Raw genomic sequence first — 26251 nt, 5'->3', positions numbered from 1 at the left:
TTGTCTTGTGGTCTAAAATATAGGGGGTAGGAATAGATCATAGAACATTTAGCAACATGAGTGAACTATTAACCTATAGAATGATCGTTGTCGATTATATATTATTAAAACCGCTTCAAAAAAACTAATAGATAATCGTTAAATCAGTCAGGTCCAAAAAAATCAGGTATATTAAAAATCAATAGTTTTGAATGTCCAACTTTTGTGAGTTTCAACTCGAATGACATATTCTCAACTTTATTATTGAAACTATCTTTATTTTATGTGCTAATAAGAGGATCCGAGTTTCCTGAGCTTGAGAATGATTTAGATATGTCTTTCCTTGTTCTATTATATATAACATGTATCTATTTTCTCATACCCAATCGTTATCAACGCTAGCAAAAAATCAAACTATTTAAAATGGATGAAAGTAGGTCCTTATGTTACAACAAGGATCGGAAAAAGTATCTTTAACAGTCCTGATGCTTTTGATCATTTACCAAATCCCTAGAGACTTTTTTAATCTCCCTGTTTGTAACAACAATAGAAAATTTAGAACATCGATAAATAATATTTTGATATATATGGTAATGCCACTAGAAAACAGTTCTGGCAAAAAAACAAAATCCATATAAACAAACAGGAAATTGCATTAAAGGCTACATTCATGTGATAAGTATATTTATCGCTTAAAACAACTCTTGATCTTGACCTAACATCACATCTTGAAAACCATGATAGCGATAAGAAGAATTAGCTAATGTGGTCTAAACTTGGGATAAGCTCATTATACACTACACATCATCTGTGTGTTTATCTTACCAATACAGAATAGATACAAAAGCATGAGAAAGTTACCACACGAACTACCAATTGATGCCTTTATTGTTTTTTCCCACTCTATTAGTTTAGAAATAGAGTTCGAGTATACTTCAGCAAGTTAAGTGTTTTATAGTTTACCTATATGTTTTAAATTGACCAGTATACCTCGAAACAGACCAAGAATTCCAAAAATATCTTGGAAAATTAAAATACAATGAAAAAATGAAGAAAAGCAGTTAATTTGTGATACTTACTTGATAGGCCAACGTAAATAACTCTCCCATCTTTTTAGCCACATTTTCTGGAAAGCAAGTTCGGATAAGGCAAATTTCATTCTTAATCTTTTACTATTCTCATAATAGAAAGTTAATATGGATGTAAACGTCAAATGCCTGTATATCATATAAGATCAAGAGAGAATAATCCAAAGTAATAGTCGAATAGGCATAAATAGGCGTCTCGTACCCCTTACGCTTTTGCACCTACCTCAAGGTATATACTATAACAAACAGTGTTAACGGAGCTAAATTAACACTTAACCTATCGTGGCGAGGTATTAGTACTGGCCGTGGCATGATTAATGTGCTTATGACGTAAGTGTAGCCTACTCAAGATCATCTCTCTTGACCCTTATTTGCAGTATTGGTGTTTTCCTTTGGCAGGAGTTTATTTTATATTATTAGATACTATTTAATAATTATTTAACATGCAATTTGAGATCAAAATGCTATCCTTGACGGCAGAATTTTCCGCATTCCATCACAAAATCTACATATCATGATAATATGTTTAGAATAAAAGTTTATGATACATAAAAGATTTGTTTGCAAAGTGAGTAGAATAAAATCATTTATCATGTAACAAATTTGTCAACAGATCAAAAGTAAGATTCTGTCAATTTCCTTATCTGTGCATTTTTAGAGATATTAAAAGGTTTGATGGAATCATGCTATCAATTAACAAAAAAACATAAAAACAAAAGATTTACAACTCATTTATGAGAAAAAATTCATGAGTTGTAATATCAACATTTATTCACATTACGCATAGCAAAACTAAAAACAAAGAATATCCTATATTTGTTTGATACGTCGGATTTTTGTACGAAAGGAATTTAGTTATTGGATACACTATTGATATAAGAATTGAATCAGATAAAAGACCAATATTGTTACACACATGTTTATAGTAGTCTTACCGTTCTAAGTGGTTCCAATCATCATAAAAAATCTACATATATTTTCATAGCAATACATAACTCAATTTCAGAGAAATATAACGTTAGTATCAATTAAGATATGTTAGAACCAAGAATTCTAAATATCATAACTACCTGATATTTATATCTTAAAGCATAATAGATGATTTTGTATCCAAATATCTTCATATTGGCAACTAAGTATGCCAGTATGTACAGCATTTAATGATATTTAAGATGACATGAACCAATTGTGTAAAGATAACTAGTAAAGGATGGGATCCTCAATGGAACAATATTAGAATAAAGAAAGAAGAATTACCTTAGTAGTGTTAAAGTTTAATACCCCACAATTACTTGATTCTAATTTCATGATCGAACTTTTATTAAATCTAATATTATCCCTAATGACACAGAGGTATCTAGGATAATTTTGAGCCTTTTTATTAGTTATTTAAACTTTGATTTCTAATAAATCCCTATGAGTGGGAATATCAAACCACATGATTGGTATCGTATTTTTTCCCACGATAAGAGATTTCGATATCGAGGATTCGAAGAAAATGATTTTTTTAATATAGATCCATTTTTACTATTTGTTTACATTCCTCAGTTTTAAGCCAACAGCATAACGAAGGCATTGGTTTAGTTATCACTCATATTTGTTTTGCTCACTTTGCATCAATTCCACATCATACAAGTAACAACCAGTATTCCAATACCTATCATCGCAGATACAGAGACTAAAGATCAATCCCTCTATGACACTAACAAAAAGACAAAAGATTTTTATTCCACTAAGAGGAAGGCAAGTATTTACTTTTCTCCCGTTTCAAATCAATAAAGGCCACTATCTGATTCGATACATTATGTATAACAGGAATACCAGTGATCACTTGGGTATGATCTTTAGGATCTGCCCTTATTAGCACTCTATGCTTAAACTTGTGAGTGTTGGGAGGTAATAGTTCATTCCGATTAAAATAATTATCAATAGGTATCATTTTACCAATCAATCCCAGAATAATAATGATAAACAAATATACAAAAATTATCAATATGTTCCAAAAGACAAGCCATATAGTCTCAAAAATTCATTACATTATAGAAATGAAATCGAGATGTTCTTGACCAGCATATAGACAAATTTTTGAAATAAATCTAGTATTTAGAAACATCTAAATTCACAACATTATTTTTGTTGACGATAAATCAGAGAACTGTTATTAACGATAAGAATTTAAGATATGAATTTTCAAAACCCGGGATGTAATCAATTTGCACTAAAATATACGCGTAATTTGCATATTAAAATCCAGATATCAAATTGCTTTCCCAGAATTTTTGACAATGTAGTAGACAGCAAAATTAACATGATATAAGAAATTTCATACTTTTCATTCTGAGGTTGTTAATCTCGAATTTGGTATTAATGTGGAAAGTGATAATTACATCGTCCAATGTAAAAAAGATTCCAAGCTAAAGTTGATTGGAAAGAAAGACAGTAAAAGAAGTTGAGATGAATTCGAATGTTGACTTCAATTCTCGGAAAGAATTTTTTACTCGGAAAGAATTTTTTAGGTAATAGAGTATTTATTTAGTGTGCAAATATATGTATCCCTGTCTTTCTTCTTAGGTGTTTAACCAGATATCCAATGTTTTGACCAAATCACTTGATAAAACTAAGGTAGTTAGATAATGGTCCGAATAAATAAGAACAACTAGTCACTCTGTCATCTTGTGAGTTGTTTCGAGTAGAAGAATGTGAGATAGTGATAAAGAAAATCTTGAGAAAAACAAAATACAGAATGGATCTGTACTTAAAACTGCAATGATTTGTTCTGCAGCAAATAACCAGATCCACTCCGTATTGCACAACATATTAAGTCAGTAGTGAGTATTCTTCTAAAGCAATTACGGATTAATTAAATATTATTGTTATTCTTTGAATTGAGATCGAATTGGATCATTGTTATTTCGGAACATCTATGCAAAAGAGATAGGTTATATCCCAAAGGTGAACCTGTGACTGATTTCTATCAAATGAACAATCTACTCCAAGGAGACTCTTCCATTAGGATCTTAATTCTATTCGAGACAATCTAACAATTTTTCATTTTAACGTCTAAATTTTATGCACTATACATAAAACAATTTAGGAATTGTACAGTTTAATATGCGTGTTTTACTGAAGAATGTAGACAAATATGTAATAGTTAATCATCCTATTTTCAAAAAGTAAGCAGAATTGTAGATCTATCTTTTTCACATATTAGTCAAGAAAACCGACAAACATAATCATACTGATATGATACCCCAACGATATTAAAGGTGTTTGTAACACTTATTGCTTAAGGATCATTATTAAAATTATCTGTATTTTTTAGGTAGGTTTTTATAATCATGATTGCATGTGCTTTTATTAAAAAATCCCAATTGATCCGGATTTTAAAATAAATCTCAAATTTAAGCAAACGAGGACAAGGAAATGATAAATCATTTACTAGTTTGCTAGGTCAGCAATTTGTCTCACTTATTCATATCATGTAGTATATTAATAGTAATACGCAGTGTATACCATGATTTTGCCTATGTACACTACTCTAATCAGTGCTTTGGGTACCTTAGCTCAAAACTTATTGACAAGCTAATAATAAATTGTACCAATTGTATTAATCAAGCACATGAATGAAGCAAAAAAAAATCCAGAAAGATATCGAAGTATTACTCCTATGTTGGTAGTAAAGAACGCACTAAAAGCAATAGAATATTACAAAAGGGTTTTTGGTGCGGTAGAAAAGGGGATTATGATGATGCCGGATAACAAATCTGTTGCCCATGCAGAATTGGAAATAGGAAACTCCATAATCATGTTATCAGACGAATTTCCAGAAATGAAGTGTTTATCACCCTCAACTATTGGAGGGTCACCCGTTTCATTATATCTCTTTGTTGATGATGTGGATAAGACTTTTAATCTTGCAGTTTCAGAAGGTGCAACATCCTTAGAACCTGTCACAGATCAATTCTGGGGAGATAGGCATGGTGTTATAAAGGATCCATTTGGACATATATGGTCGATAGCAACGCATATCAAAGATCTCAGTGAGGAGGAAATCAAGAAAGCAGCCACAGAAGCATTTTCAAAAATGCCAAAGTAACAATTATTTTTTATAAACTACTATCACCTTTGATTTTATTACATGTTGTAAGGTTTATCTGCAATTAACGGTTCAAGGTATCTTATGCTATTGTAAATTTCTGAGTTAGAGTCGAATCGAAGAAAGAAATCAGGTAAGAAATTCGAAAAATTTCAGTAATATAAGAACGAAGAATAGAATCTGACGATACGATACAGAATTATCAAAAAAATATTCGTCCAGAGAGTAGATAAACTGAAAGAGACTAGCGTAAGAGGGTAAAATAATTGAACCTATAATTTACTATTTACTATCCTTTTCAATTGTATTATACTGGTAACAAAAGCTTGTTAGTCATATAAGAAAGCGTTGTGTTCTCGTAACCTTCGGCCAAATTTGAGATATTTGAAACTGTAGATGGATCCCTCAATAAATCCCTGTCAAATCCAAATCCTATTATTAATACTAGTACCGCAATTAAGATTATGACAATTAGGGTTTTCTTTTTTGTATCGGAAAAGCTGCCGGATATCCTGTTATTTTTCTTCCTTTCCATAATGGTTTCCTTTTACTCAAGATGTAATACTACCTAATAAAAAGGTGCATCCAGTTTGCCGTAATTCATCATCGATCTTTACTTGCCAACCAGATGTCCAAAATCATTTCAAAAGTTCATTTAATTACGAATAACATCAAATTTAATGATGGGGGAAACTGCACAAATAGCCTTTTTTTCTTTTGAGAAAAACAAAATGGCTTGAAATATACTGACGATTGACTATTGTAAAGAAGGGATTATCGTGAAATCTGCTAATTAATCACCCTTTTTATTTACTTTTGTTGTTGTTGTCGTCCTTTATTGTTATTGGATTTATTTGTAGTTTTGGGAAAAGAAGGACTTGAGATCATTAGTGCAACCCCACCCGATATTATGACAGTGGCTATTATGGTGGTATTTGTAATATGTTCGTCCAGTATCATCCATCCAAGAAACACTGCTACTACAGGAACGATATAGGCAAATGTGTTTGCTAAAGAAGGAGTAGTCGTTTCCAAAAGCCAATAGAATATTACGTAACCGGTAGCAGTGCAAATAAGAGTAAGATATAGAAACGAATCCAATGGACCATTTATTGAAAACATGATTATATACATATCTGAAATAATTGAAGATCCAGTAAATATCGCAATAACTATCAGCGATATTCCTCCAATTGACATGAACATTCCTGTAGATAACAAGATAGTTTTCTTCGAATCAGATTCACTAATAGGTTTGACATACAACGAACCAAAAGCCCAGGATATTGAGCTAAGTATCAAAAATATGATGCCAACCCAACTAGATTCGCCTTCATTAATTGTAGGTGATATCAATATGATTAATCCGATAAAGCCAGCCAGTATACCTACAATTGTAAATTTGGTGGGTAATGACTTAAAAATCAATAACGCTATTACTGCTACCCAAATTGGTATCGTCGAGTTAACAAGTGCGGTTGCACCTGATGACATATATTGAGCTCCCAAGGCCAGCAATCCTTGTCCACCTACTATGAAAAATAAACCTGACAGTGTCCATTGTTTCCAATATCCTACCACTTTTCTATTTTTATTATTTTTTCTAGTAAGGTCGTGTCTATTTTTACTAGACCTACGATTGTCTATAGAATATAGAATGTAATGTGCAAGTACCAGTGATAGGCCTGCTGTGATGAATCTTAACCCAAATGCAGAAAGGGGATTAATTAGGTCAACGATATTTTTTATAGGAATAAAGCTTGATCCCCACAAAAAAGATAATATTCCAATGGCCAAAAAGATTACAATATGCATCTAGTTGCTGTATCTCATACATCCCATTTATGAAAGTACATTTGATGACTTGACATCAAGTCATAAATACCGAAAAAAGAGTGATCAAGCTCTTCACTTTTTTCCCTCCTCCTCCTCCTCCTCCTTTTTTTGAGTCGCAGTAAAATAATTATCTTGTTTATTTATCGTCTTAAAACTATAAAGTCGCTAAAAGGACGTAATAACATATCAACAATGATGGAATGAACCTCATATTAATAGTAATTACTATTTTTGCAGTGTAACGGATTAAGTTAAAAGATATATACAAAATTATTTGCTGCTATTTGTTTACTGTCATATAGTGATCCGACCAAAAAATGTTCAATGAACGGCATTAACATTCCTCAATATTTAAATGTCATTTGCTATTACCATAACAAATGGAAAATGTCGAAAAAGGACTTCCACCGGGTCCTTCTAAAAGACCTGTCAGACTTTTAAGTCAATTCCTACGTGATCCGTTACAAACTTTTACGAATATATCCAAAGAATATGGTGATATTTCCTATTTTAAATTGGGTCGTCAAGACGTATATATGCTTAATAATCCCGACTATATCGAGAGAGTTCTGATATATGACCATAAGAACTTTAAGAAGGGCAAAAGATTGGAAATAGCAAAAAGATTTCTTGGAGAGGGATTGGTTACCAGTGAAGGGGAAAAGCATGATAGTCAGAAAAAAATAATCCATCCTTTCTTTCTACCAAAGAAGATTTCATCCTTTGGTCCTATTATGACCAAATATGCATTAGATATGTGTAATAACTGGCAGGATGGTTCTGTTATAGATATACATAAAGAAATGTCAAAAGTCACCCTGTCAATTATTTGTAAATCAATGATGGATTATGATATGCAATCAGATGAATCAGAGGAATTTGGTAGAGCCTTTACCATTTCGAAAAATTATTCAAAAAGATTACAGCATCCATTGGGGCATATTTTGGATAGTATACCTATACTACCCAAAGTAGTAGAGAGTAGAAAAGCAGCAAAAACGCTAGATTCTATTGTTTATAAATTGATGTCAACAAGAAGACAGGAAATATCCTCACAGCAAGATGAATTGTCAAGTCCAAGTTCATCAGATAAACCAAAAAATACTAGAGATGATCTACTCACTGGCCTTTTACTTTTGGGAAACTTGGATCGAGAGAACAATAAAACAAATAAACCAAATAATTCCAAAGGAGGTGATGATGCTGGTGATAATCAAGTCATGTCCGACCAGCAAATTAGGGATCATGTAATAACTATGTTAATTGCTGGGCATGAGACTACTGCAAACGCCTTGACTTGGACATACTATCTTTTGGCTCAACATCCTGAAGTTGAGCAAAAGGTTTTTGATGAAATCGATTCGGTTTTGAAGAATAATTCCTCATCAAGAGTCAAAACCGGCAACGGCGCAATAAAATTCGGGGAATATAGATTACCAACAACTAAAGATATTTCCCAATTTAAATACATAGAAAAGGTTTTCCGAGAATCAATGCGTTTGTTCCCTCCGGTATGGACTATAGGTAGGATGGTGGAAGAGGATTATCAAGTGGATAAGTATGTTGTTCCAAAGGGTTCAGCAATATTTATGAGCCAATATACTATGCATAGAAGTCCCCGATATTATGAAAATCCAGAACAGTTTATTCCAGAAAGATGGACAGATGATTTTAAAAGACATCTACCCCGTTTTAGCTATTTTCCATTTGGTGGTGGATTAAGAGGGTGTATAGGAGAACCATTTGCATGGCAAGAAGGGATATTGCTCATAGCATCAATTTCTAGTTATTGGAAGATGACTCTAAGACCAAACCAAAAGATAAAAATGGACCCTGGTATAACACTCAATCCTAAGAAAGGAATCAAAATGCAACTACACGCAAGAAACCCAATTCCAGGTAACCGTCTATAACTATTTTTTTGTTAGGGAAATGAAGTAACAATTTGCACAATAAATTTTTGATATTAGCCGGACAAGGACATTATATTGTAAAAGCGTCTATTTTTTACTACTATAAAAAATCATTTTATTTTTATGCTGTATAGGTGATATAAATGGTTTTTAATTACATTAGACAGAATAAAAAAGTTGAAAGACGAAAAATTTTTATTTATTCTTCAATGCAGGTAGTTCTTACACTTCTGGTGTTGTCTAGCTCATTTGTTGTGATAGGTGTACCATTGTTTTTTATTGTTCCTTACCTTACGGCCTTTGTACTTTTTTTGATCATTTCACTAAAATATTCAGACAAATTATTACGGTTTAGCAAGGATGAAAATGACAACCTGATTGCAAATTTCGAATCTGTTACGCATATTAGTTATATAATATCTACTATTTCCAGGATCATAATATCTTTGATAGTGATAGCATTACGAGTTCAATTGCTCCAATTATTAGGAATAGAGTATACGCCATACATTATTTTCCAAGAACCTGAGATTACCTTGATAATATTGATTACAATAATATTTGATTTGCTACTATTATCCAGTAAAGGAATAATGGTTGGTATGCATAGACGAATGCTTGCAGAGTACAAACATCACTTGAGCCGCAAAAGAGGAAAATAGAATGTCAGTGAAGGTTTCTTCCGATCAAACAATCAAAGGAATTTTGATTTGCTATAACACACACAATAGGAAAGAAAGGTAATAGTGTAGGGAGACGTGTGATCTTTACTTAAATTATGTTATTTACTTATACTGTGTTTATTTTCACACATCGATCTTCTATCTAATTTATATTTACTTGTCTATTCCATCTTGTTAAGAGATTTCTTGGTTTATTGGTTGAGAATTGTGTATCATATCTATTACCAAGGCAGCAGTCCATGAGAATTTTTTTCCTCCAAGGCCCTTTCCAGTATAAGGATCATAGTATTCCCTAATGCCATTTTTTTGAACCAGTTCAAATATTGCTTGTCGTATTACTTCGGCTTCCTTGTCATAACCATATCTTAGTAGTCCTAGCCAAAACATCCAGTTCATGTTTATCCATACTGGTCCTCTCCAATAAGTAAGGGGGCTAAAGTATTCTGCCAGTGGTCCAGTACTGGGAAGCACCGGTTCATGACAGTATTTTCCAGGCCCGCAATGATACGAGTGTTTTAACCACTTTACCATTGTATCGGCTTCTTCTGGAAGCAATAGTCCTGTAAATATTGGAATAAGTGATGAAACTGTTTTGGACTTTATCCACTGATTTGCGACCAAATCATAATCTAAAAAGAGACTCAACTCACTTTCTCCAACCTTTAGATTATGAGGTGGCAAAAAATATCTATAGTAATTCCGTTCCGTTCTCCCAAGCCATTGTAATATTTCTTTTTTGCTGTTCTCGTAATTGTCTGACTTGTTCTTTTTATCTGGATCTTGGTTATGATTTTCAGCAAGTATTTCTATGATTTTCAGCAAATAATGATTAGCAACATACAAGATACTACTAAATAGTAAATCCTTTATTTTAAACGGCATTTTTTCATTCATGATTTTTTCGTCATAATTGTATTTTTTCATCAATTCTATCAGGTAAATGAATTTGTTGTATTCCTCATCACTAGGTATTGTGTCAGCTGCGCCCTCTACAGCTATAATGTCAAGTCGTTCAAATTTTGGCAGATCAGTTTTCTCAAAAGAGATTCTCGATAGTGGTTCGTCCCAAATAGGGGAATCGTCTTCCCCGGATTCCCAGGGATGAAGAATGGTAACCAGACCAGATTGTTCAGGATCTCTGTCCGTTAATAGATATCGGTGGAATTTCATTAGTTTGGGAAAGATTTTTTCAAGAAAGTCCATTGCTGCAGTTTTGCTATTTTGATCTTTAGCATTTTTATATATGTAATAGCATGATATTGCATGAACTGGGGGCTGTGTCATTCCCGATGTTCCGATATTTGTGGGAGCATTTGGAGAGCGAGTAATTTCGTAAAAATCCGCTGCAGGAAAATAGGTTTTTTCTTTCTCATTAAAAACTATGTGAGGAACCATCCCGTTTTTCCATTGTGCATCGAACAAAAACTCTAATTCCTTGATTGCTCTTTCAGTATTTGCATAAGAGTTGCCTATTGCGATAAAAGCCGCATCCCAACTCCATTGATGAGGGTATAGTGTATCAGAAGGTATAGTAAAAGATCCATTCCAGTTATGGTTCAATACCTCTTCACAATCTTGTAATAGCTTTTTCAAATCAGTTGTATTATTGTTAGTTGTGGTGGTAGTAGTCATGATTACGTTTTATCTCCTATTTGGTTGTAAAGGAACAGAGTTGGATAAAAAACTTATTCATACCTTCTCCAAAATTCTATTTTGGAAAAATGCTGTTAGAGTTTTTGTCAGCCGAATGTAACCCAAATGATGGATATAGAGTCATTCCTCCATCTACTACAATAGTGCTTCCTGTAATGTAGCTCGCTTTGTTGGATGCTAGAAATTCTACTACATTTGCGACCTCTTGGTCACTTCCTATTCTGCCCATTGGTATTCTTCTCAAGGTGTTTTCACGTTCCTGTAAATCATTTCGAAGACTGATATTCATATCTGTATCTATCGCTCCTGGTGCAACTATGTTTACCCTAATATTATCTGCAGCAAGTTCTAAGGCCATTGTTTTTGTCATCATATCAATACCTCCCTTGGAGGTGGCATAGGGAATATAATGTGGTTTTGGAATTATTTGGTGTACTGATGATATATTAATTATACATCTCCTGTAGGATTCTTTTGCAATTTCATTTGTTTTACGGCCTCTCTACTGCAGACAAATGGACCTGTTAGGTCCACTGATATGATGTTATACCAGTCCTGTAAAGTCGTTTCTGTAAATGGTATCTCCTTCTGAATCCCAGCATTATTAACCAGAACATCAATTCTGTTAAATTTTTTTACTGTTTCTTCAATTAGTTTTATACAGTCTTCTTCTTTAGCCACATCTCCTGAAATCGCTATTGCTTCGCATTTGGAAATACTTTTTATTTCTTCAACTACTTTTTCAGCCTCTTCTATTTTTCTTGAATTTATCACAATAGCGGAATATTCAGATGATTCTGCTTTTGCAAATGATAGGGCTATTGCTCTTCCTATTCCTTTACTCGAACCTGTGACTACGGCAACCTTGCCCGATGGGGCCATATTATCACTTTCATTACTTGTTTGCTGAATATTCATATCCATTTGAGGTTATTTGTAATGGTTAATTAAATAAAGGATTGGCTGCTAGTCCCATCAACTTGGCTGTAAATAAAATTCTTTTTTGTATATCAGAAAAAGAAGACATGGATTATCTAAGCGTTTTTTAAATTACAGAACATAGTCTTTCTGAACAGATTAATTTCTGCGTTCTTAAGTTTATAAAATGTTAATTTATCATGTATCAAGTTAATTTTGTTTCTCGTGGTGACGGACATATTATATTAGGGAAATTAATTCTTCTATTCAAGAGCTGTTTTCAATGATTATACAAGCATACAAACGAAATACGTCATATACATAGTCTAAATAATTTCTAGAAATGTTTTTATCATTTTGGTAAAGGTTTCTGGATACTGATACATCAATCCGTGTCCTGCATCTTTAATTTATACAAGCGACACTAAAGGGATCTTTTCAACTAATGACGATGCAGCTTTAGGTGTATTATTTGTATCATCTATCTCTATCAAGACCAATGTTGGTTGAGTGATCACTGAAGGTAAATTGTACATTCCTTGCCAACCAACTATTGCTTTTGCTTGCTTTTGCGTAGTTTCTATAGATATAGTACTTTTAAGCAGTGGGAATTGATTTATGTACTCGGTATTTTTTGTAAGCCATAGTCGGGTAAAGAAGAAAGAAAGTATTTGTCTTGCTTGATCTTCGGGAGTACCTGAAACTCCGACCAACGTTTGCATTAACTCTGCGCTTGAGGAAATTGCTTTATCACCACCAAGACCTGTACCCTACAAGATTAAGCTTTTAACTTTATCAGAATGTACCAAAGTCAATTCTTCCGCAATGTATGATCCCACTGACCAACCGACAATATGGGCCTTGTCTATATCAAGGACACCCAACAATCCTGCGGCGTCGTGTGCTAGTTGGTTAGTAGTATATTCTATAGATCCTCTGTTGAATTCTCCATACCCTATTATTATACACTATAACTTTATTGTTAGATTGAATTAGGTCAGATAGTATTGTCGGAGGCCACCTGTCCATAGTTACCCGCAATCCCATAATGAAAAGGAGCGGCTTCTTCCTTTAGAATCATTATCAAAAGAACTTTATTTTCAAAAACTTTGTATTCTATTTTCATATCTCTTAATTTGTGATAACATTTGAGTATGAAATTTCTCAATTCTGATCCAGTTAATGATCTGGTTTCGTAGAATTAGTATGAGAATCTTGTGAGACTAATCAACAGAAGAGAAAGATCTGCAAATGATTGTTAATCTTATATACTAAACGTTGTTGCTATTATTATTGTTTAGACCTAACTTCGAAAATACATCTTCTTTCTTTGGAGTTGGTTTTCTGTTCCTACTAATTCTATCTTTTAGCGTGGTAATTTATGTATCGGCGTCTTTCGACCCAACTCTTTTAACAATTCCTAAAGCTTTTGCCCAATCTGATATTCAAACTGTCAAATTCCGTAATTTAACAATAGATCTCGGTAATGGAGTATCTACAAATGCTCAAATTTCATATCCTGCAACTGGAAAAGGGCCCTTTCCAGGCGTACTTCTTGTACCTGGTTCAGGAGCAACAGATATGAATGCAACTATCAACGAGGATGTAAAGCCATTCTGGCAGATCGCAAATTATTTGTCAGAAAGAGGTTTTGAAGTACTTCGTTACGATAAGAGAGGTATTGGTCCTAACCTTACGATCCAGGATCCTAATGTTTGGGGAAACATGACTGTAACGGATCTCGTCAATGATGCAGAGAAGGCCTTTAGCATTTTGAGTGCACAGCCAGATGTCGATCCCGAGAGTATCAGCATAGTTGGCCATAGCGAAGGTACCATCATTGTACCACGAATAGCAATCGATAATCCAGATAAAGTGAAGAATATAGTACTGATGGGTACAGTAGCCCAAAATTTGATTAAAGATATATTGTATTATCAAGTTGTTGATTTACGTTCTGAATATGCAAAACAAATACTTGATACAAATAATACTGGATTTGTTTCTATCAATCAAATCGCATCAGACCCCTTATTAGATGATATTATCGAGTTAAACTCTTCTCTTTTAAATATCGACAATGTTACTAAAAATGGGCTAGAAGATGAAACAGAAAATCAAAGTAATGGAAATGCATACCTTAATATCTACACACAGATCAAACCTTTGCTAATAAAAGATTACGAAAACAAAATAGCATTCGATTTATCCAAATGCTATAGAATAATTGGATGTTCCCTTTGGATTAAGTCTGAGACAGAGTTAGAACCTAATTTAAGCGTAATCGGCAATGTATCCAAAGCTATACCTATTCTTATACTTCAAGGTGAAAACGATAGTGCAACTCCACTTGAACAGAGCTTGTTATTGCACCAGAGACTTGACGAAGTAAATCATTCTAACCACACATTGATAACATATCCTAACCTTGGGCACTTTTTCTATTCTTCATCAGAATGGCAGAATGGATTTGGACCTATTGAACCACAGGTATTGGCAGATCTATATTCATGGTTATATTCTCATTCTAAATTATGATAACAAGTATTAATATCACATATTTCTTGTGAAATGTGTGTAATCGCATTCTTTAAATTTGATCTTTATGTAACAACATCATCATTTTCCTCAACAACAACAACAATAACAACAAAAGGACAGAGATACTACTTAGAAATGTTCTTGTTTTATATCTTGACAGATCGTTGCCCTCGAGAACTATAAAGTAAATCATGTTTTATAGGATCGATCTGTTTACATGTTACCTGGTCGAGTTCAAATCCATAGAAAATCGTCTTTTTTTAATAATTCACTTGTTTAGGCAATTCCTCTAAACGCCAAAGAGAAAGTTGTAATTGGGTTTTTTTCCGAATGAATTCTCACTTGAAAGAATATGATGGTGAGGTTTATTCATTTAGATAACTTGGGACTAGTGTTATCGATATTGCTGGAATTTCTAAGTGTTGTCTCTGGGATCATAAGTACTTTATATTATAGCATTGATTGTTATTGTTATAGTTGTTAGTTAAATTAAAATCATCGTTGCTTGGTTTAGGTGTGTTAACTGGAATATTCTTTGGTCTATGTGTGTTGGCCACCTCATTTGATTTTTCTTTACGATATTATGAAGCATTTGCTCAATCAGATCTTCAGGTTGTAAAATATAGAGATTTAGAATTAGATTTAGGCGATGGAGTGACTACGAAGGGTCAGTTATCCTTACCAGCAATTGGTGAAGGGCCATTTCCCGGTATCCTGCTGATACAAGGGTCTGGAGCAAATGATATGAACGAAACAGGTGGGTTAATCCTTATTGATAATAAAACTGGTGTGAAAACTTATCCAGAAAAACAGACATTCTTTCAAATATCACAGTACCTTTCTGAAAGGGGGTTTGCCGTTCTCAAATACGATAAGAGGGGGATTACCTCAAACTTTACTATAGACTTTGATGTATGGGGAAACACTACGTTTGATGACCTAAAACAGGATGCTTCAAAGGCCCTAAATGTGCTTCTACAACAACCAGAAGTCAATTCAACCAAGAAGGTAACATTGATTGGACATAGCGAGGGAACAATGATTGCTCCTAGAATTGCGATTGAAAACCCAGATAAAGTGAAAAATATTGTATTAATGGGGGCGGTTGCAGGTAGCCTTAAGGACCTTTTGTTTTTCCAGATTGTTAATAACCCTCTGGATTACGTCAAGAATGTATTAAAAAAAGGCGATAATGATACACTAACAATAAATGAAATTACAAACGATCCTATATTACAGGATTTAGTTGGCGGTAATGTTACTCACATCCTTAATTATCCAAATAATCTGGGAATTCATCGCAATGAGTCATCCACGGGTCCTCTCGATCACGTATTCCAGAATGTCAGTCAAAATACTCTAAGTGTTGGAAGTGACTTGAAAACGGCTCTTATAGGAGCATACCAAAATGTTACTATTCCTACTAACTTTGCTTTATCTATCGATTGTCGTGAAGTCCGCTATGGATACTTCGAATGGAATGGTGGATATGAAGGATGTCCTAAATGGATGAAGTCACATCCAAACTCGCAAAGTACTTTAAGTATTATAGGAAATATATCTTCGGATATCGGTGTCCTAATACTTCAAGGTGAAAACGATAGTGCAACTCCACTCGAACAGGGTTTGTTGTTGCAACAACGACTGACAGGAGTTAATCATCCAGACCACCTTTTAATTACATATCCTAACCTTGGACATTCTCTCTCGATTTCAAGTAAATGGATAAGCCAGAGTGGTCCGATGGAGGAGTATGTCCTTAGAGACATGTTTGAATGGCTGTTTCCACGAAGCGATTAAACCAGTCAATTTTTACTCTTTTTGCATCAAAAGCTATTTCCTATTAAACCGACCTCATTTAAGAATAAATGAATCTTATGATAATATGGCAATGAGATAATAATCAATAATATCATACATATCCGGAAAATTAGTGATAAAACCGAAGCTGCAAATGCTTGCTCTATCATCCGGATTAAAAAGATAAAACAGATTCTTTTCAGACCGTGCGAACCTGAATATGGTCATGCGATAATGTCTCTAAAGTATAAAGTCATTGAATTTTAAACAGTGTATACGGCTATTATTATTTTCTTGTTTTTAAATTTGACAAAGGGTTTATCAATAATATATCCATAAATTTGTATAATGCAAACATGTGAAATTTGTGGCTGTATAATATATCCTAAATCGACCTATACATTATGTTCATCTTGTGCTATCATTAAGAAATTTAAAAAGACCTCAAAAGACTCCATTGCAGATCATATATGTGGTTGTATTAATCTAGATAGGAAGAATTGCCCTTTGTGTAATAAACCATGTCATCATGATACGTCATTGAATCCAAAAATACTAATCTCACCAATGTAAAACGAATCCTACAACTGCTTTTTAATTTTGGATTGTATTATGCAAATAAGGTTCGAAAAATTTGTTTCGAGCTAACTGCTTTTTTTAGTTTTTTCATCCTCTTTTATGACAAGAACCGACCACATGTCTATCGAAGTTACAATATGTAGTTACCAAAATGGCGATTGGTATTGTAATTAGAAGATGCATGGCATCTTGGTATTAGTAATTTTAACAAGATTTGGTATTTTTTAGCGTCTTTTAATTTTGTATTTTTAAATCTAGGCTAATCTTATCTAGTCGTATACTAGTCATATAAATCGTGTAAACTAGATGCTTAAATGAATCTGTATGATCCAAAGAGATCTTTTAGTTGTTTCTGACTCTCACCTGATTCAAAGTTTTCTGGTAAATCTACAAAGACTATCATAAAACATCTTTGCATAAAGGGTTTATTCTTGTTTCTTAGCTGGTCTTTTTCTTGAATTTTGAGTTCTTTTTCCGAAATTTCAGTTATGCCAAAGTTTGTATACTCTCTAAACAATAATGCGTCTACACCATAGATTTTTTTAGTGATTTACTGTATACCATTTTGATGGATACTCAAATATTACTCCCAAATCAAAATTGATATATGTTTTAACCCCAATTTGATCAACAACCTTGTTTGTTATTAATTCCTAAATATTAGATCAGACAAAAATTTTATTTAATGTTTCTTTTTATTCATTTTAGACAGATTTCATCATTGTTTAAAGACTTGTCAGCCGAATTTAGGCGATTTATTACAATAGCTTATCGTAAATCAATTCTGAAACAGAATCAGAGGGCTTTTTAGTATTATCAATTTAAATATACTTATTATGACATCATTGCAGTTGATAATCTTTCAATTAGCACAAGAATTTAAAGGAATTAAATAACTGTTTAAGCTGCGACAGACTCTTTCCAGATTCATAATTTTCCGGCGTGTCTTCCAAAACTACCAGAAACATTTGATTATCTATTACAGCAGATACTATCAGAGTTTTTTCCACTATTACAATACAACTTGTAGTTTTACTTTTTTTACTAACCATGATAGATGCAGTGTAAGCATCTCTTACTACATATTTGTTGAATTGAACATCCTGGTATAGTGTTTCGTTTATTTGAATAGTGGCTCTCATGATTTCTTTGATTGTCTTTTCTCTTTTTATCAGACCATTTTTAATTTCGTCTGATATCCTCATGATACCAAAGTTCACAAATCCATTTGTCATGAGTACGTCTACTCCGTATCTAACCTTACAGTTATCTACTGAAACCCATTCAGATGGATATTCGAATGCTAATCCTAGACCCTGATTTTTATAGGTCTTCATTTCATGTCACCTTCTCTTTAATATGGCGTATGTTACTTGCCAGTTTATAGTAAAAAATTTATCTTCAAATTTGTTGATGCTTTCACTTTCATGTGTTTATAGTATTCCACCATCCTCGAAAAACTCTGAATAATTATCCTGTTTCATCCAAATTATCCATATATGGTTCAATTTTTTTATAGCATCAAAGGATTTTATATAGGATTTGCAAATTTATCTTTTGTTATTATTATACCCGGACAATAAAAATAATGAAAAATTATTGTATTGTACAAAATCGAATGGTTTCATCAATCTACGAGTCATGGTAATTCAAATAACAGTATTCAAAAGCATACAACATCATATTTGCCGACCATTGTTTTACCGCAAACTAGATTGATAATTATATTCGTTCTTTTCCTTGAATTCCTTTATGTACTGTAATGCTATTTTTTCTCCCTCCAATATAGATAATTTTACTGCCTTAACAGAAAAATTGGCATTCTTGGAAACATGTGGTCTCTCCATTCTGTTTCGCAATATTCTGGTTACTGAAAGTATTTCTGCTCCTCGATTAAAGACCAGCTTCTTGTATTCTTTTCTTATTTGTTCTTTCTCAACTTCAGTAATAAAGATACCGCGATTCGTCCCATTGTCACTATTGGTTTGCAAGGTCTTGTAACCTTTTTTCTCGAATTCTTTTTCGGCATCTTCGAAGTATTCATACAGTTTTTCTATTAACCGTATTTGTCTTGTCATTAACTTTGTCATCTTTAAACTATGTTTGGTCTTGTCACTAAACATGATATCCTTAGCCCTGTCCATAACCTCTACCATATTAGATGGTAATCTATCTATTTCCCTACTGTAATTTTCGACTATGAATATGTTCTTATCATTTAGTGGTGAGGAGGCAATAACTTCCCTAACTGGAGTATTACTTAATAGACTCCCATCCCAGCCATAAACATTCTCTTCAATTTTAGTCCATGGAAATCCATAATTGGGATAACCACAACTTGCTAGCAAATGTTTTGATTCAATAGGCATACGAGCGCTATCGAAAATCAATGGTTCTGCCGTAAGAACATTCACTGCCGTTACTAAAAGTCTCATATTATGTTCAAGATTATTAGGTCCGGTATTCTTGGTCACCGAATGCAGATTAAGCTTTTTATAATCAACATATTTTTCTAGTGTACGGACTAAAGGAGTATTATCATACAAATATGTCCAGTTTTTGGGTATAAAATAATCCTTATCAGTAAACATATAGATTGGATTCCACCTGGGGAGAAACATTTTCGGGACGCCGAAAATGGCGGCATTTACAGCTGCCATTGAAATTCTCTGAAGATTATTACTTATACCATATTTCGAGTGATTATCGAAGGGAACAAACCAGTCGGGAATTATTTCATGACTGCTTTCTGCCAACTCAAGCCAAAAATTCTCCAAATCTATTTCCGGATGGTTACTTTTACTAGCTGTAATAATTGCGGCATTGATTGCACCTATCGACGTTCCGGCCACAATATCCAACTTAATTTGCTCTTTCATTAATGCCTTAAACACACCGCATGCAAATGCACCCAAAGATCCTCCCCCCTGCAAAACTAGCACATTTTCAACCGATCTTTTACGCCCATATTTTGGAAAAGATTGACGGCTTTTATAACTAAATTTCATCCATCTACTACCTCTTTTCTTATTCGCCATACTTTAAAACTTTGATTAGCCTCTCAAGGAATTTGTCTTATTGACATCATCATAAAACAAGACCCATAAAAGAAGACTCATTCATAATAATAGTGTCTATCATATGAAGGAAGAGGTATCAAATACACAGCAGCAAGAGTAGCACAGTAAGAATGCGTCAACAATACAAACTAACAAACAAGTCCGTTGATGTTCTGTTTCTCTTTTTTTGTTTTTGATAGCCTAAACTCTGATTGGTAATCCTGGTTTGTCTTCTCAGTTCCCTTCTTTTGACTTTTTAAATTCGCAAAAGAGAAAAAAATTCAAAACAGAAAAGAATAATAGCGGAAAGCCTTCAAAATAATTCAGCTAATCTTTACTAAAGCCTTCCTTATGTATCCAATAATAGGTAACCTTATCAGCGCCAATCCAATAAGTTTCTGTTCCGGCATCAACAATGATCTCTTGCGAAGCGTCATTAAATTTCACATTGTGTTTATGTAATTCAATACTTTCATTATTGTCCAATCGTAACATTGCTTCTCCATTTTGTTCTAGACAGTTTTTTATATTATCGTAGTTTGCCATATATTAATATGATACCTGTAACTTAACTATAAATATATAGTTTGGAGTTGGTTAATTTTAATCACGTCAAACAAAGGACAGGGAACACTTTCATTAATGGAGATTAAATAGCCTACTTTAAAACTGCCGTGATATATACATATATCAACTAGAAAGATCATCAAAGTGATTTTTTATACAACGGTAAGAAAAGATACAGTAAATGATTTTTGATCAGATTCAGGTAAACCCTCAGTCAGAGCACATGATCAATATAAATCAATATCAGCTCAAATTTTATACGATTATTCTAATAACGGGTTAGAAATATGAGTGAATTCTGTCAAACATATTTTGTAATAATTTTGATCATGAACGAGGTACGATCTAACAAGTCTAAACCACCCTTAAAAATAGTTATTTGGCTTTCGATCGAATCTACAATTTCCCTCCCAGATTTCAAAGTTAAGAGAATAAAGTATTTCTTGGTAAAGATGTATATAAAGAAGTATCTGTAGTATTGGTCAACGATCTACATCTGTATTCCGATTGTTGACTTGACAAATACTGTAATAAAAGAACACGTTTTTAGGATGTCACAGAGTAAGGTTGACAAATGATTTGACAGATGATGGATATTTGACATTATTGGAGAGAACAGTATTGGGCGAATATCAATTATCAAAAGCGCATGAAATCAGAAGAGAAAAAGTTTACAACATTAGTGAATGTAAACGATCTGATATAAAGATTCCTTATGAGAAAGGATATGGATACAATTCTAAATGTTATTGCAATAAGTATCTAATTCGATAAGAACTGTGCAGATATCCACATGATTCGAGCACAAAAACAAATTAATCATTTATTGAAAGGAATAATTTTGACCAATTAGATAATATTAATTTACAGTATTTATTATACGTGGAAAACGAAACTAATAGTAATGTTTGCCAAGAAATATCAATTACGTATTTGTTTACTTTTCATAGTAAGCATGCTTGTTCTGATTACTATATCAACTCAGAATGATGTGCAAGGCAGTACATTAGAAAAACAACAAATAGAAGAGAAAGTCACATTAGTTGCTAATAACAGTTGGCCAAACATCCATCAAAACGTTGTAACTGATTTTAATGCAAATGTATCTTCTCCATTTATGGAAGAATCTGCATTCATTCATCCATTTGCAATAGTGATCGGGAACTGCTATATAGGAGAAAAAGTTTTCGTGGCACCTACTGCTGTATGCAGAGGTGATGAAGGAACACCCATTCATATTGGACCATTTTCTAACTTGCAAGATGGTGTTGTGTTACACGGTTTAGAAACTACATTTAATGGCAAAAATATAGATGAAAGACGCTTTTCTATTACTGGAGAAAGATTATTAGGCAACGATAGCAGATTCGATAACGGATATTCTGTTTTTGTGGGTCAAAACTCAAGCTTAGCACATGGTGTATTGATCCATGGACCTGCATATGTAGGAAATAATACATTTGTTGGGATGGAGAGCATGGTATTTGATGCAAAACTTGGGAATAACGTAGCAGTAGGAGTTGCAAGTACTATAACAGGAGCAGTAGAAGTTGCAGATAACAAATTTGTACCCCCAGGTAGTGTTATAACAACCCAGGAACAGGCCGATGCCCTCCCAGAAAGAATAGGTACCGACTATGAAAATATCAATTCTGCAGTAATCCATGTCAATGAAAAATTTGCAGAAGGTTACGGAAAACTTGGAATTTCTGAAAGAGAAAGTTTAATGGAAGAAGAAATGTTGGAAACAAGCCGTTCTTCTCCTTAACCCAAAAATATTTTATCAAGATGTAAGCAGGGATATTATTTGCGACTCAAAAAAAAAACATGGCAGCACTTGCATCATTCTACAACAAATCGCAATTCATATCCCATAGGTACCATAATTGGGATTATATGCAGCAACAGGGGAAAATAAATGACGTAAAATTGCTATTCATATTGCTTATCTTGTGAATGGTAAGGAAGTTTGATTCGTATGATGTATATTTGTAGTAATTATAACAGAAAAAGAACAAGGAAAATATCCAATAAAGTAGTAAGGAAGGAATTTAATCGACAACACAGTCACAGCTTGTATCTAACAATATTGTCAAGTAACAAGATAAAGATTCAATGAAATCTCATATGTTTCTCTCAAGATAAATATTTGATAATTTATCCATATGTCAGCTTGTCTCCTTACTACTGCCAAACCGATTTTTACATAATTCGATTGTTAGTATCAATTAATGTCTTTATTGATATTGACAGGAATTGAATGAAACTAGTTAACGTATCCTCAAAGTAATTGTTAAGTTGTTTGTGTTTAGAAAAGTACAAAGATAAAAAAAATTAGATCAATTAGTTTTTCAGATTATGTGATAATGTTTTATCGAGCCAATCAAACATCCTTTGATTAGCCAAAGAAAGTGCACCGACATGACAATGGTCTTCTGCGCCCTCATCTTTTGTAAATAACATATAATCCTTAGGACAGGTTAGATGACTGTATACTTGCTGGGGCTGTAGTGGAAAAGAATGATCTTCTTCAGCCTCCATTACTAAAGTATTGCATTTTATTTCATTTATTACATCCTTTAGAGTATAGTCTCTAGCTTTTCTGAAAAGGTCAAATGGTGATGATGCTCCAAAAACCCACATTCCATGCGAAATGGCCCATCTAGCCCCGGTATTCTGTGTCACGGCTTCTTTGATAACAGAATTTACCTCCTCTGCTTTGGACTCTATATTGTTTTCAATAATATCCGTAAGGAATTTAGGCATATTTCTTACAAACGAATCATATACATTAAATACACCGTCATTTAATATGCAAGCCGAAATTCTTCTTTCAAAGGCAACAGCTCTGGCAGCTAGATACCCACCCAAACTTATTCCTATTAATCCCAAACGGTCATTATCTACTTCTTCCCTCTTTAAAAGAAAATCTATAACAGGAGATACAACCTTCTCCCAATCGTATCTGAAAGGAATGTTCTGTTTACGGATCACTGCCCCCTGACCCGGTCCTTCAAAAGTAAGACAATTATATCCTCTTTGTAATGCAGCCAACACACACTGTGAATACAATTCCTCTTGTGTACCATCAAACCCCGTATGAATGACAATGGTCGGTCGGAGTTTTAAAGAGTTAGTGTAATTAGGATAAGAGTCTGTTGCAGAAGTGTAAAGAGCATTTTTATTATTACTCTTATCAAGAAGATTTGGTTTATAGAAATACCCAGGCAAAGTCTTTCCTTCATAAGGGATTTCAACAACTTCAAAAGAATGTGTAAAGTGTTCTGAACTCTTAATAAAGCAATCAACGCTATTTTGCCATGAATCAATGATTCGAGGATCATTGGGTTTGTCATGTAAAAAGAATTCAGCTGTCCTATAGTAGTTTGAAGCCCTCAAAAAAGCCTGACTTGCACTAATGTTATGATGTTCAGCGAGACATTTTTCTCCAAAAGTTCGGACCCTAGATGCCGTTTGATACCATTCATTATACCAGCTTTCAAAATCCCCTTCTTTGATTCTGTAAGCGGTAGCCAAGCATTCACCAATATCGGCGCCACCATAATACGAAGAACCTATCGCTCGTAGCAGTTGAAAGGAAAAGGTTGGATCATTAAATACTAGTTTCAATAACTTTTTACAAAAATCACTAACTTAAAAAATTAGCTAAGGGACAGAGCAATCCTTTTGTAAACACTCATCGTATGGCATGACAAATCTTTTCCATTGTAATCGGTTCAACATCGAGGTCTGCACTGACCTAATATCTGATCAGGATTACTAGAATTTACCCAAAAAGATATTTTATGTTAGCGCAACATTCTTTCTACGCTCTGTTGTAATGACATAATTTGCATATCTGGAAACATCAAGGCTAAATGGGTACAGATAAAGGATTTTTTTAATACGGCTCGCTACCATTACCTCGTTCTAGTTCATGATTTAGTCAATTTCATAGCTTCGATTCATAAATAGTAGACTGGAACTACTAACACACTACACGGTCTCGGCGTTTGGTATTAACTAGGGAATGTATGGATACAAGTATTCTTACAAAGAAATATTGATCGATTAACCCATGGTTCTTCACACTTCTATCTTTATCTGATTCAAAGTCTAACCCAATTAACATATGGACGGATACTCGGAAAAATAAATCCCAATTAAATAGTTCTTACCAATTCTCCAAAAACTGTACAAGGTAACCAATAGGCTCTGTTCAGTTAACATGTTTTATTTCATTGTTATGATAGTCTACAAAGAGCCGCAGCCAATTCCGTACATGCTTTAACTTGCAGTTCTTTATTCTACAAGGAAAGTAATCATCGAAACTTTCGGTTCTATCCTTGATATATTGCATCGTTCTTTCGATTACACTTTTCTCGTAAGAAGAATGAATATGGTGATCGAGTTTGAGAAACTGACAAGCCATGGGATACCAAGTCCCACCATCTGTAGAAACTGGGTGCTTTCCATGAACTTTGATCAAATTAGAAAGATATCTTTCTGCAACAAACATGTTTCTCTCTTTGGATATAGAAAGTGCGAGGATCTGTCTGTTTGCAGGCTCTATCGCCACCCAAAGCCAGATGTATTCTGACCCTACCTTCAACATTGTCTCGTCTACAATATATTCTAGAATTCTTCTTCTTGATGCTTTCAATTTTTGAGGCCTGTATTTTTGAATCCAATTCCAGATGGAGACATGGTTTCTTTTATACATCTGAGACAATCTTTCCGAGGCTTTTCTTAAAGATAAACCTGAAAAGTACAAATGTAAGCCATAATACACATACCTTGAAGGTGTTCTGTTTCTGCTAATCATAAAAGAAATAGGACATCTTCAAGCTATAGGTTTATCGTTAAATGAACAGAGCCAACCAATAGGACAAATGCAAAAGATATTGAATAGTATTACCTGAATTAACGATTTTACAACGAATTACATCATTAGTAATGATAATCACATAATCCATAGTGATGTACAATTATATGGAGGATTGGTATGTAAATTCAAAGGTACTTTTGGATTCATTCCTCCAAGAGACCTTTTTAACACAAATAGGATCTTGAGACACCAATACATACACACGTATATCCATATATTCCTCGACGATATGAAAAAGAGAAAGCATAGTCTTATCCAAAAAATTGCTGAATACTAAATTGTATGAACGCGTAGAAAAAATAAAACTATGGTGATGGTACTACTTCCTATAAAGACGATGTGTGATAAGTAACAAATATGCCCTGCAACGGAATCTGCAAGAGATTCAAAGCAACTAAAGATCCATTTATTTCATCTAGATATTCACAGGGTCAAAAGAGATGCAGTGTTTGTGAAATTTTTATAAAATGGGGTGTTAGTCCAAATTGTCCTTGCTGTAGTTACAGGCTAAGGACTCGATCATTTCGCGGATTGGGGACAAGCAGGGAGAGAAGGGAAAAATCGATTAAAAGATACTAAAGCATAAGAGCCAGTCATCAACGATAAAGTGTTTTGGCATATTAAATTGATCCTGTTCATAAAGGTATTGTT

At 33.5% G+C, this 26251-nt stretch carries 19 protein-coding genes and 1 pseudogene; 7 read left to right on the top strand and 13 right to left on the bottom strand.

Annotated features, from left to right (window positions below):
- Positions 1-4686: 4686 nt before the first annotated feature.
- On the top strand, positions 4687-5163 hold the full coding sequence (locus NFRAN_RS10650; protein WP_134484975.1) for a VOC family protein: 477 nt from the start codon (positions 4687-4689) through the stop codon (positions 5161-5163).
- 307 nt (positions 5164-5470) lie between these two features.
- Here the strand turns inward: NFRAN_RS10650 and NFRAN_RS10645 are convergent, their stop codons facing one another.
- Both NFRAN_RS10645 and NFRAN_RS10640 read right to left on the bottom strand, forming a co-directional pair.
- Positions 5471-5698, bottom strand: a complete 228-nt coding sequence (locus NFRAN_RS10645; RefSeq protein WP_134484974.1) for a hypothetical protein — start codon at positions 5696-5698, stop codon at positions 5471-5473.
- A gap of 275 nt (positions 5699-5973) precedes the next feature.
- Entirely contained in the window at positions 5974-6978 is a 1005-nt protein-coding gene (locus NFRAN_RS10640; protein ID WP_134484973.1) for a DMT family transporter, read from the bottom strand.
- Between the two features lie 4 nt (positions 6979-6982).
- On the opposite strand from NFRAN_RS10640, the gene NFRAN_RS14400 reads away from it, so the two are divergent.
- The 3 genes from NFRAN_RS14400 to NFRAN_RS10630 all read left to right on the top strand — a co-directional run bounded on the left by NFRAN_RS14400 (position 6983) and on the right by NFRAN_RS10630 (position 9574).
- Positions 6983-7111, top strand: a complete 129-nt coding sequence (locus NFRAN_RS14400; protein ID WP_269472325.1) for a hypothetical protein — start codon at positions 6983-6985, stop codon at positions 7109-7111.
- Positions 7112-7379: 268 nt separating this feature from the next.
- Entirely contained in the window at positions 7380-8912 is a 1533-nt protein-coding gene (locus tag NFRAN_RS10635; RefSeq protein ID WP_134484972.1) for a cytochrome P450, read from the top strand.
- A gap of 236 nt (positions 8913-9148) precedes the next feature.
- Positions 9149-9574: a hypothetical protein gene (locus NFRAN_RS10630; RefSeq protein WP_172602302.1), complete on the top strand. Its 426-nt coding sequence runs from the start codon at positions 9149-9151 to the stop codon at positions 9572-9574.
- 195 nt (positions 9575-9769) lie between these two features.
- Here the strand turns inward: NFRAN_RS10630 and NFRAN_RS10625 are convergent, their stop codons facing one another.
- The 5 genes and pseudogenes from NFRAN_RS10625 to NFRAN_RS14385 all read right to left on the bottom strand — a co-directional run bounded on the left by NFRAN_RS10625 (position 9770) and on the right by NFRAN_RS14385 (position 13292).
- On the bottom strand, positions 9770-11227 hold the full coding sequence (locus NFRAN_RS10625) for an MGH1-like glycoside hydrolase domain-containing protein (protein WP_134484970.1): 1458 nt from the start codon (positions 11225-11227) through the stop codon (positions 9770-9772).
- Positions 11228-11303: 76 nt separating this feature from the next.
- Positions 11304-12130 (bottom strand): annotated as a pseudogene (locus NFRAN_RS14520) (glucose 1-dehydrogenase).
- Positions 12131-12576: 446 nt separating this feature from the next.
- Entirely contained in the window at positions 12577-12888 is a 312-nt protein-coding gene (locus NFRAN_RS10615; RefSeq protein WP_134484969.1) for a hypothetical protein, read from the bottom strand.
- Between the two features lie 48 nt (positions 12889-12936).
- Positions 12937-13095, bottom strand: a complete 159-nt coding sequence (locus NFRAN_RS14515; RefSeq protein ID WP_425321229.1) for an alpha/beta fold hydrolase — start codon at positions 13093-13095, stop codon at positions 12937-12939.
- A 68-nt stretch (positions 13096-13163) separates the two neighbouring features.
- Positions 13164-13292, bottom strand: coding sequence for a hypothetical protein (locus NFRAN_RS14385; protein ID WP_269472324.1), 129 nt, complete (start codon positions 13290-13292; stop codon positions 13164-13166).
- Positions 13293-13459: 167 nt separating this feature from the next.
- Here NFRAN_RS14385 and NFRAN_RS10610 point away from each other — a divergent pair, with 167 nt between their 5' ends.
- Entirely contained in the window at positions 13460-14704 is a 1245-nt protein-coding gene (locus NFRAN_RS10610) for an alpha/beta hydrolase family protein (RefSeq protein ID WP_134484968.1), read from the top strand.
- A gap of 480 nt (positions 14705-15184) precedes the next feature.
- Positions 15185-16507, top strand: coding sequence for an alpha/beta hydrolase (locus tag NFRAN_RS10605; protein WP_134484967.1), 1323 nt, complete (start codon positions 15185-15187; stop codon positions 16505-16507).
- An 889-nt stretch (positions 16508-17396) separates the two neighbouring features.
- Here NFRAN_RS10605 and NFRAN_RS10600 read toward each other — a convergent pair.
- The 4 genes from NFRAN_RS10600 to NFRAN_RS10585 all read right to left on the bottom strand — a co-directional run bounded on the left by NFRAN_RS10600 (position 17397) and on the right by NFRAN_RS10585 (position 20691).
- Entirely contained in the window at positions 17397-17603 is a 207-nt protein-coding gene (locus tag NFRAN_RS10600; RefSeq protein ID WP_134484966.1) for a hypothetical protein, read from the bottom strand.
- A 349-nt stretch (positions 17604-17952) separates the two neighbouring features.
- The gene (locus tag NFRAN_RS10595) at positions 17953-18423 is read right to left on the bottom strand and encodes a hypothetical protein (RefSeq protein ID WP_134484965.1); all 471 of its coding nucleotides are present in this window, start codon (positions 18421-18423) and stop codon (positions 17953-17955) included.
- A gap of 363 nt (positions 18424-18786) precedes the next feature.
- Positions 18787-20124, bottom strand: a complete 1338-nt coding sequence (locus NFRAN_RS10590; protein ID WP_134484964.1) for a patatin-like phospholipase family protein — start codon at positions 20122-20124, stop codon at positions 18787-18789.
- 348 nt (positions 20125-20472) lie between these two features.
- Positions 20473-20691, bottom strand: a complete 219-nt coding sequence (locus NFRAN_RS10585; protein ID WP_134484963.1) for a hypothetical protein — start codon at positions 20689-20691, stop codon at positions 20473-20475.
- Between the two features lie 1012 nt (positions 20692-21703).
- Here NFRAN_RS10585 and NFRAN_RS10580 point away from each other — a divergent pair.
- Positions 21704-22480: a hypothetical protein gene (locus NFRAN_RS10580; RefSeq protein ID WP_197731178.1), complete on the top strand. Its 777-nt coding sequence runs from the start codon at positions 21704-21706 to the stop codon at positions 22478-22480.
- Between the two features lie 575 nt (positions 22481-23055).
- Here NFRAN_RS10580 and NFRAN_RS10575 read toward each other — a convergent pair.
- On the bottom strand, positions 23056-24342 hold the full coding sequence (locus NFRAN_RS10575) for an alpha/beta hydrolase family protein (RefSeq protein ID WP_134484961.1): 1287 nt from the start codon (positions 24340-24342) through the stop codon (positions 23056-23058).
- 589 nt (positions 24343-24931) lie between these two features.
- A complete protein-coding gene (locus NFRAN_RS10570) occupies positions 24932-25537 on the bottom strand; it encodes a DDE-type integrase/transposase/recombinase (protein ID WP_134483188.1) in 606 nt (201 codons plus the stop codon).
- Positions 25538-26251 lie beyond the last annotated feature (714 nt).

The organism is Candidatus Nitrosocosmicus franklandus, assembly GCF_900696045.1.
In the GTDB taxonomy this organism is placed as follows: Archaea; Thermoproteota; Nitrososphaeria; order Nitrososphaerales; family Nitrososphaeraceae; genus Nitrosocosmicus; species Nitrosocosmicus franklandus_A.
The sequence above is the reverse complement of the archived record's forward strand: the minus strand, read 5'-3'. Positions and strand labels throughout refer to the sequence as shown.

Coding starts and splice junctions, on each gene's coding strand:
- NFRAN_RS10650 (WP_134484975.1), top strand. CDS start 4,687: ATGAATGAAGCAAAAAAAAATCCAGAAAGATATCGAAGTATTACTCCT.
- NFRAN_RS10645 (WP_134484974.1), bottom strand. CDS start 5,698: ATGGAAAGGAAGAAAAATAACAGGATATCCGGCAGCTTTTCCGATACA.
- NFRAN_RS10640 (WP_134484973.1), bottom strand. CDS start 6,978: ATGCATATTGTAATCTTTTTGGCCATTGGAATATTATCTTTTTTGTGG.
- NFRAN_RS10635 (WP_134484972.1), top strand. CDS start 7,380: ATGGAAAATGTCGAAAAAGGACTTCCACCGGGTCCTTCTAAAAGACCT.
- NFRAN_RS10625 (WP_134484970.1), bottom strand. CDS start 11,227: ATGACTACTACCACCACAACTAACAATAATACAACTGATTTGAAAAAG.
- NFRAN_RS10615 (WP_134484969.1), bottom strand. CDS start 12,888: ATGCAAACGTTGGTCGGAGTTTCAGGTACTCCCGAAGATCAAGCAAGA.
- NFRAN_RS14385 (WP_269472324.1), bottom strand. CDS start 13,292: ATGAAAATAGAATACAAAGTTTTTGAAAATAAAGTTCTTTTGATAATG.
- NFRAN_RS10595 (WP_134484965.1), bottom strand. CDS start 18,423: ATGAAGACCTATAAAAATCAGGGTCTAGGATTAGCATTCGAATATCCA.
- NFRAN_RS10590 (WP_134484964.1), bottom strand. CDS start 20,124: ATGGCGAATAAGAAAAGAGGTAGTAGATGGATGAAATTTAGTTATAAA.
- NFRAN_RS10585 (WP_134484963.1), bottom strand. CDS start 20,691: ATGGCAAACTACGATAATATAAAAAACTGTCTAGAACAAAATGGAGAA.
- NFRAN_RS10570 (WP_134483188.1), bottom strand. CDS start 25,537: ATGATTAGCAGAAACAGAACACCTTCAAGGTATGTGTATTATGGCTTA.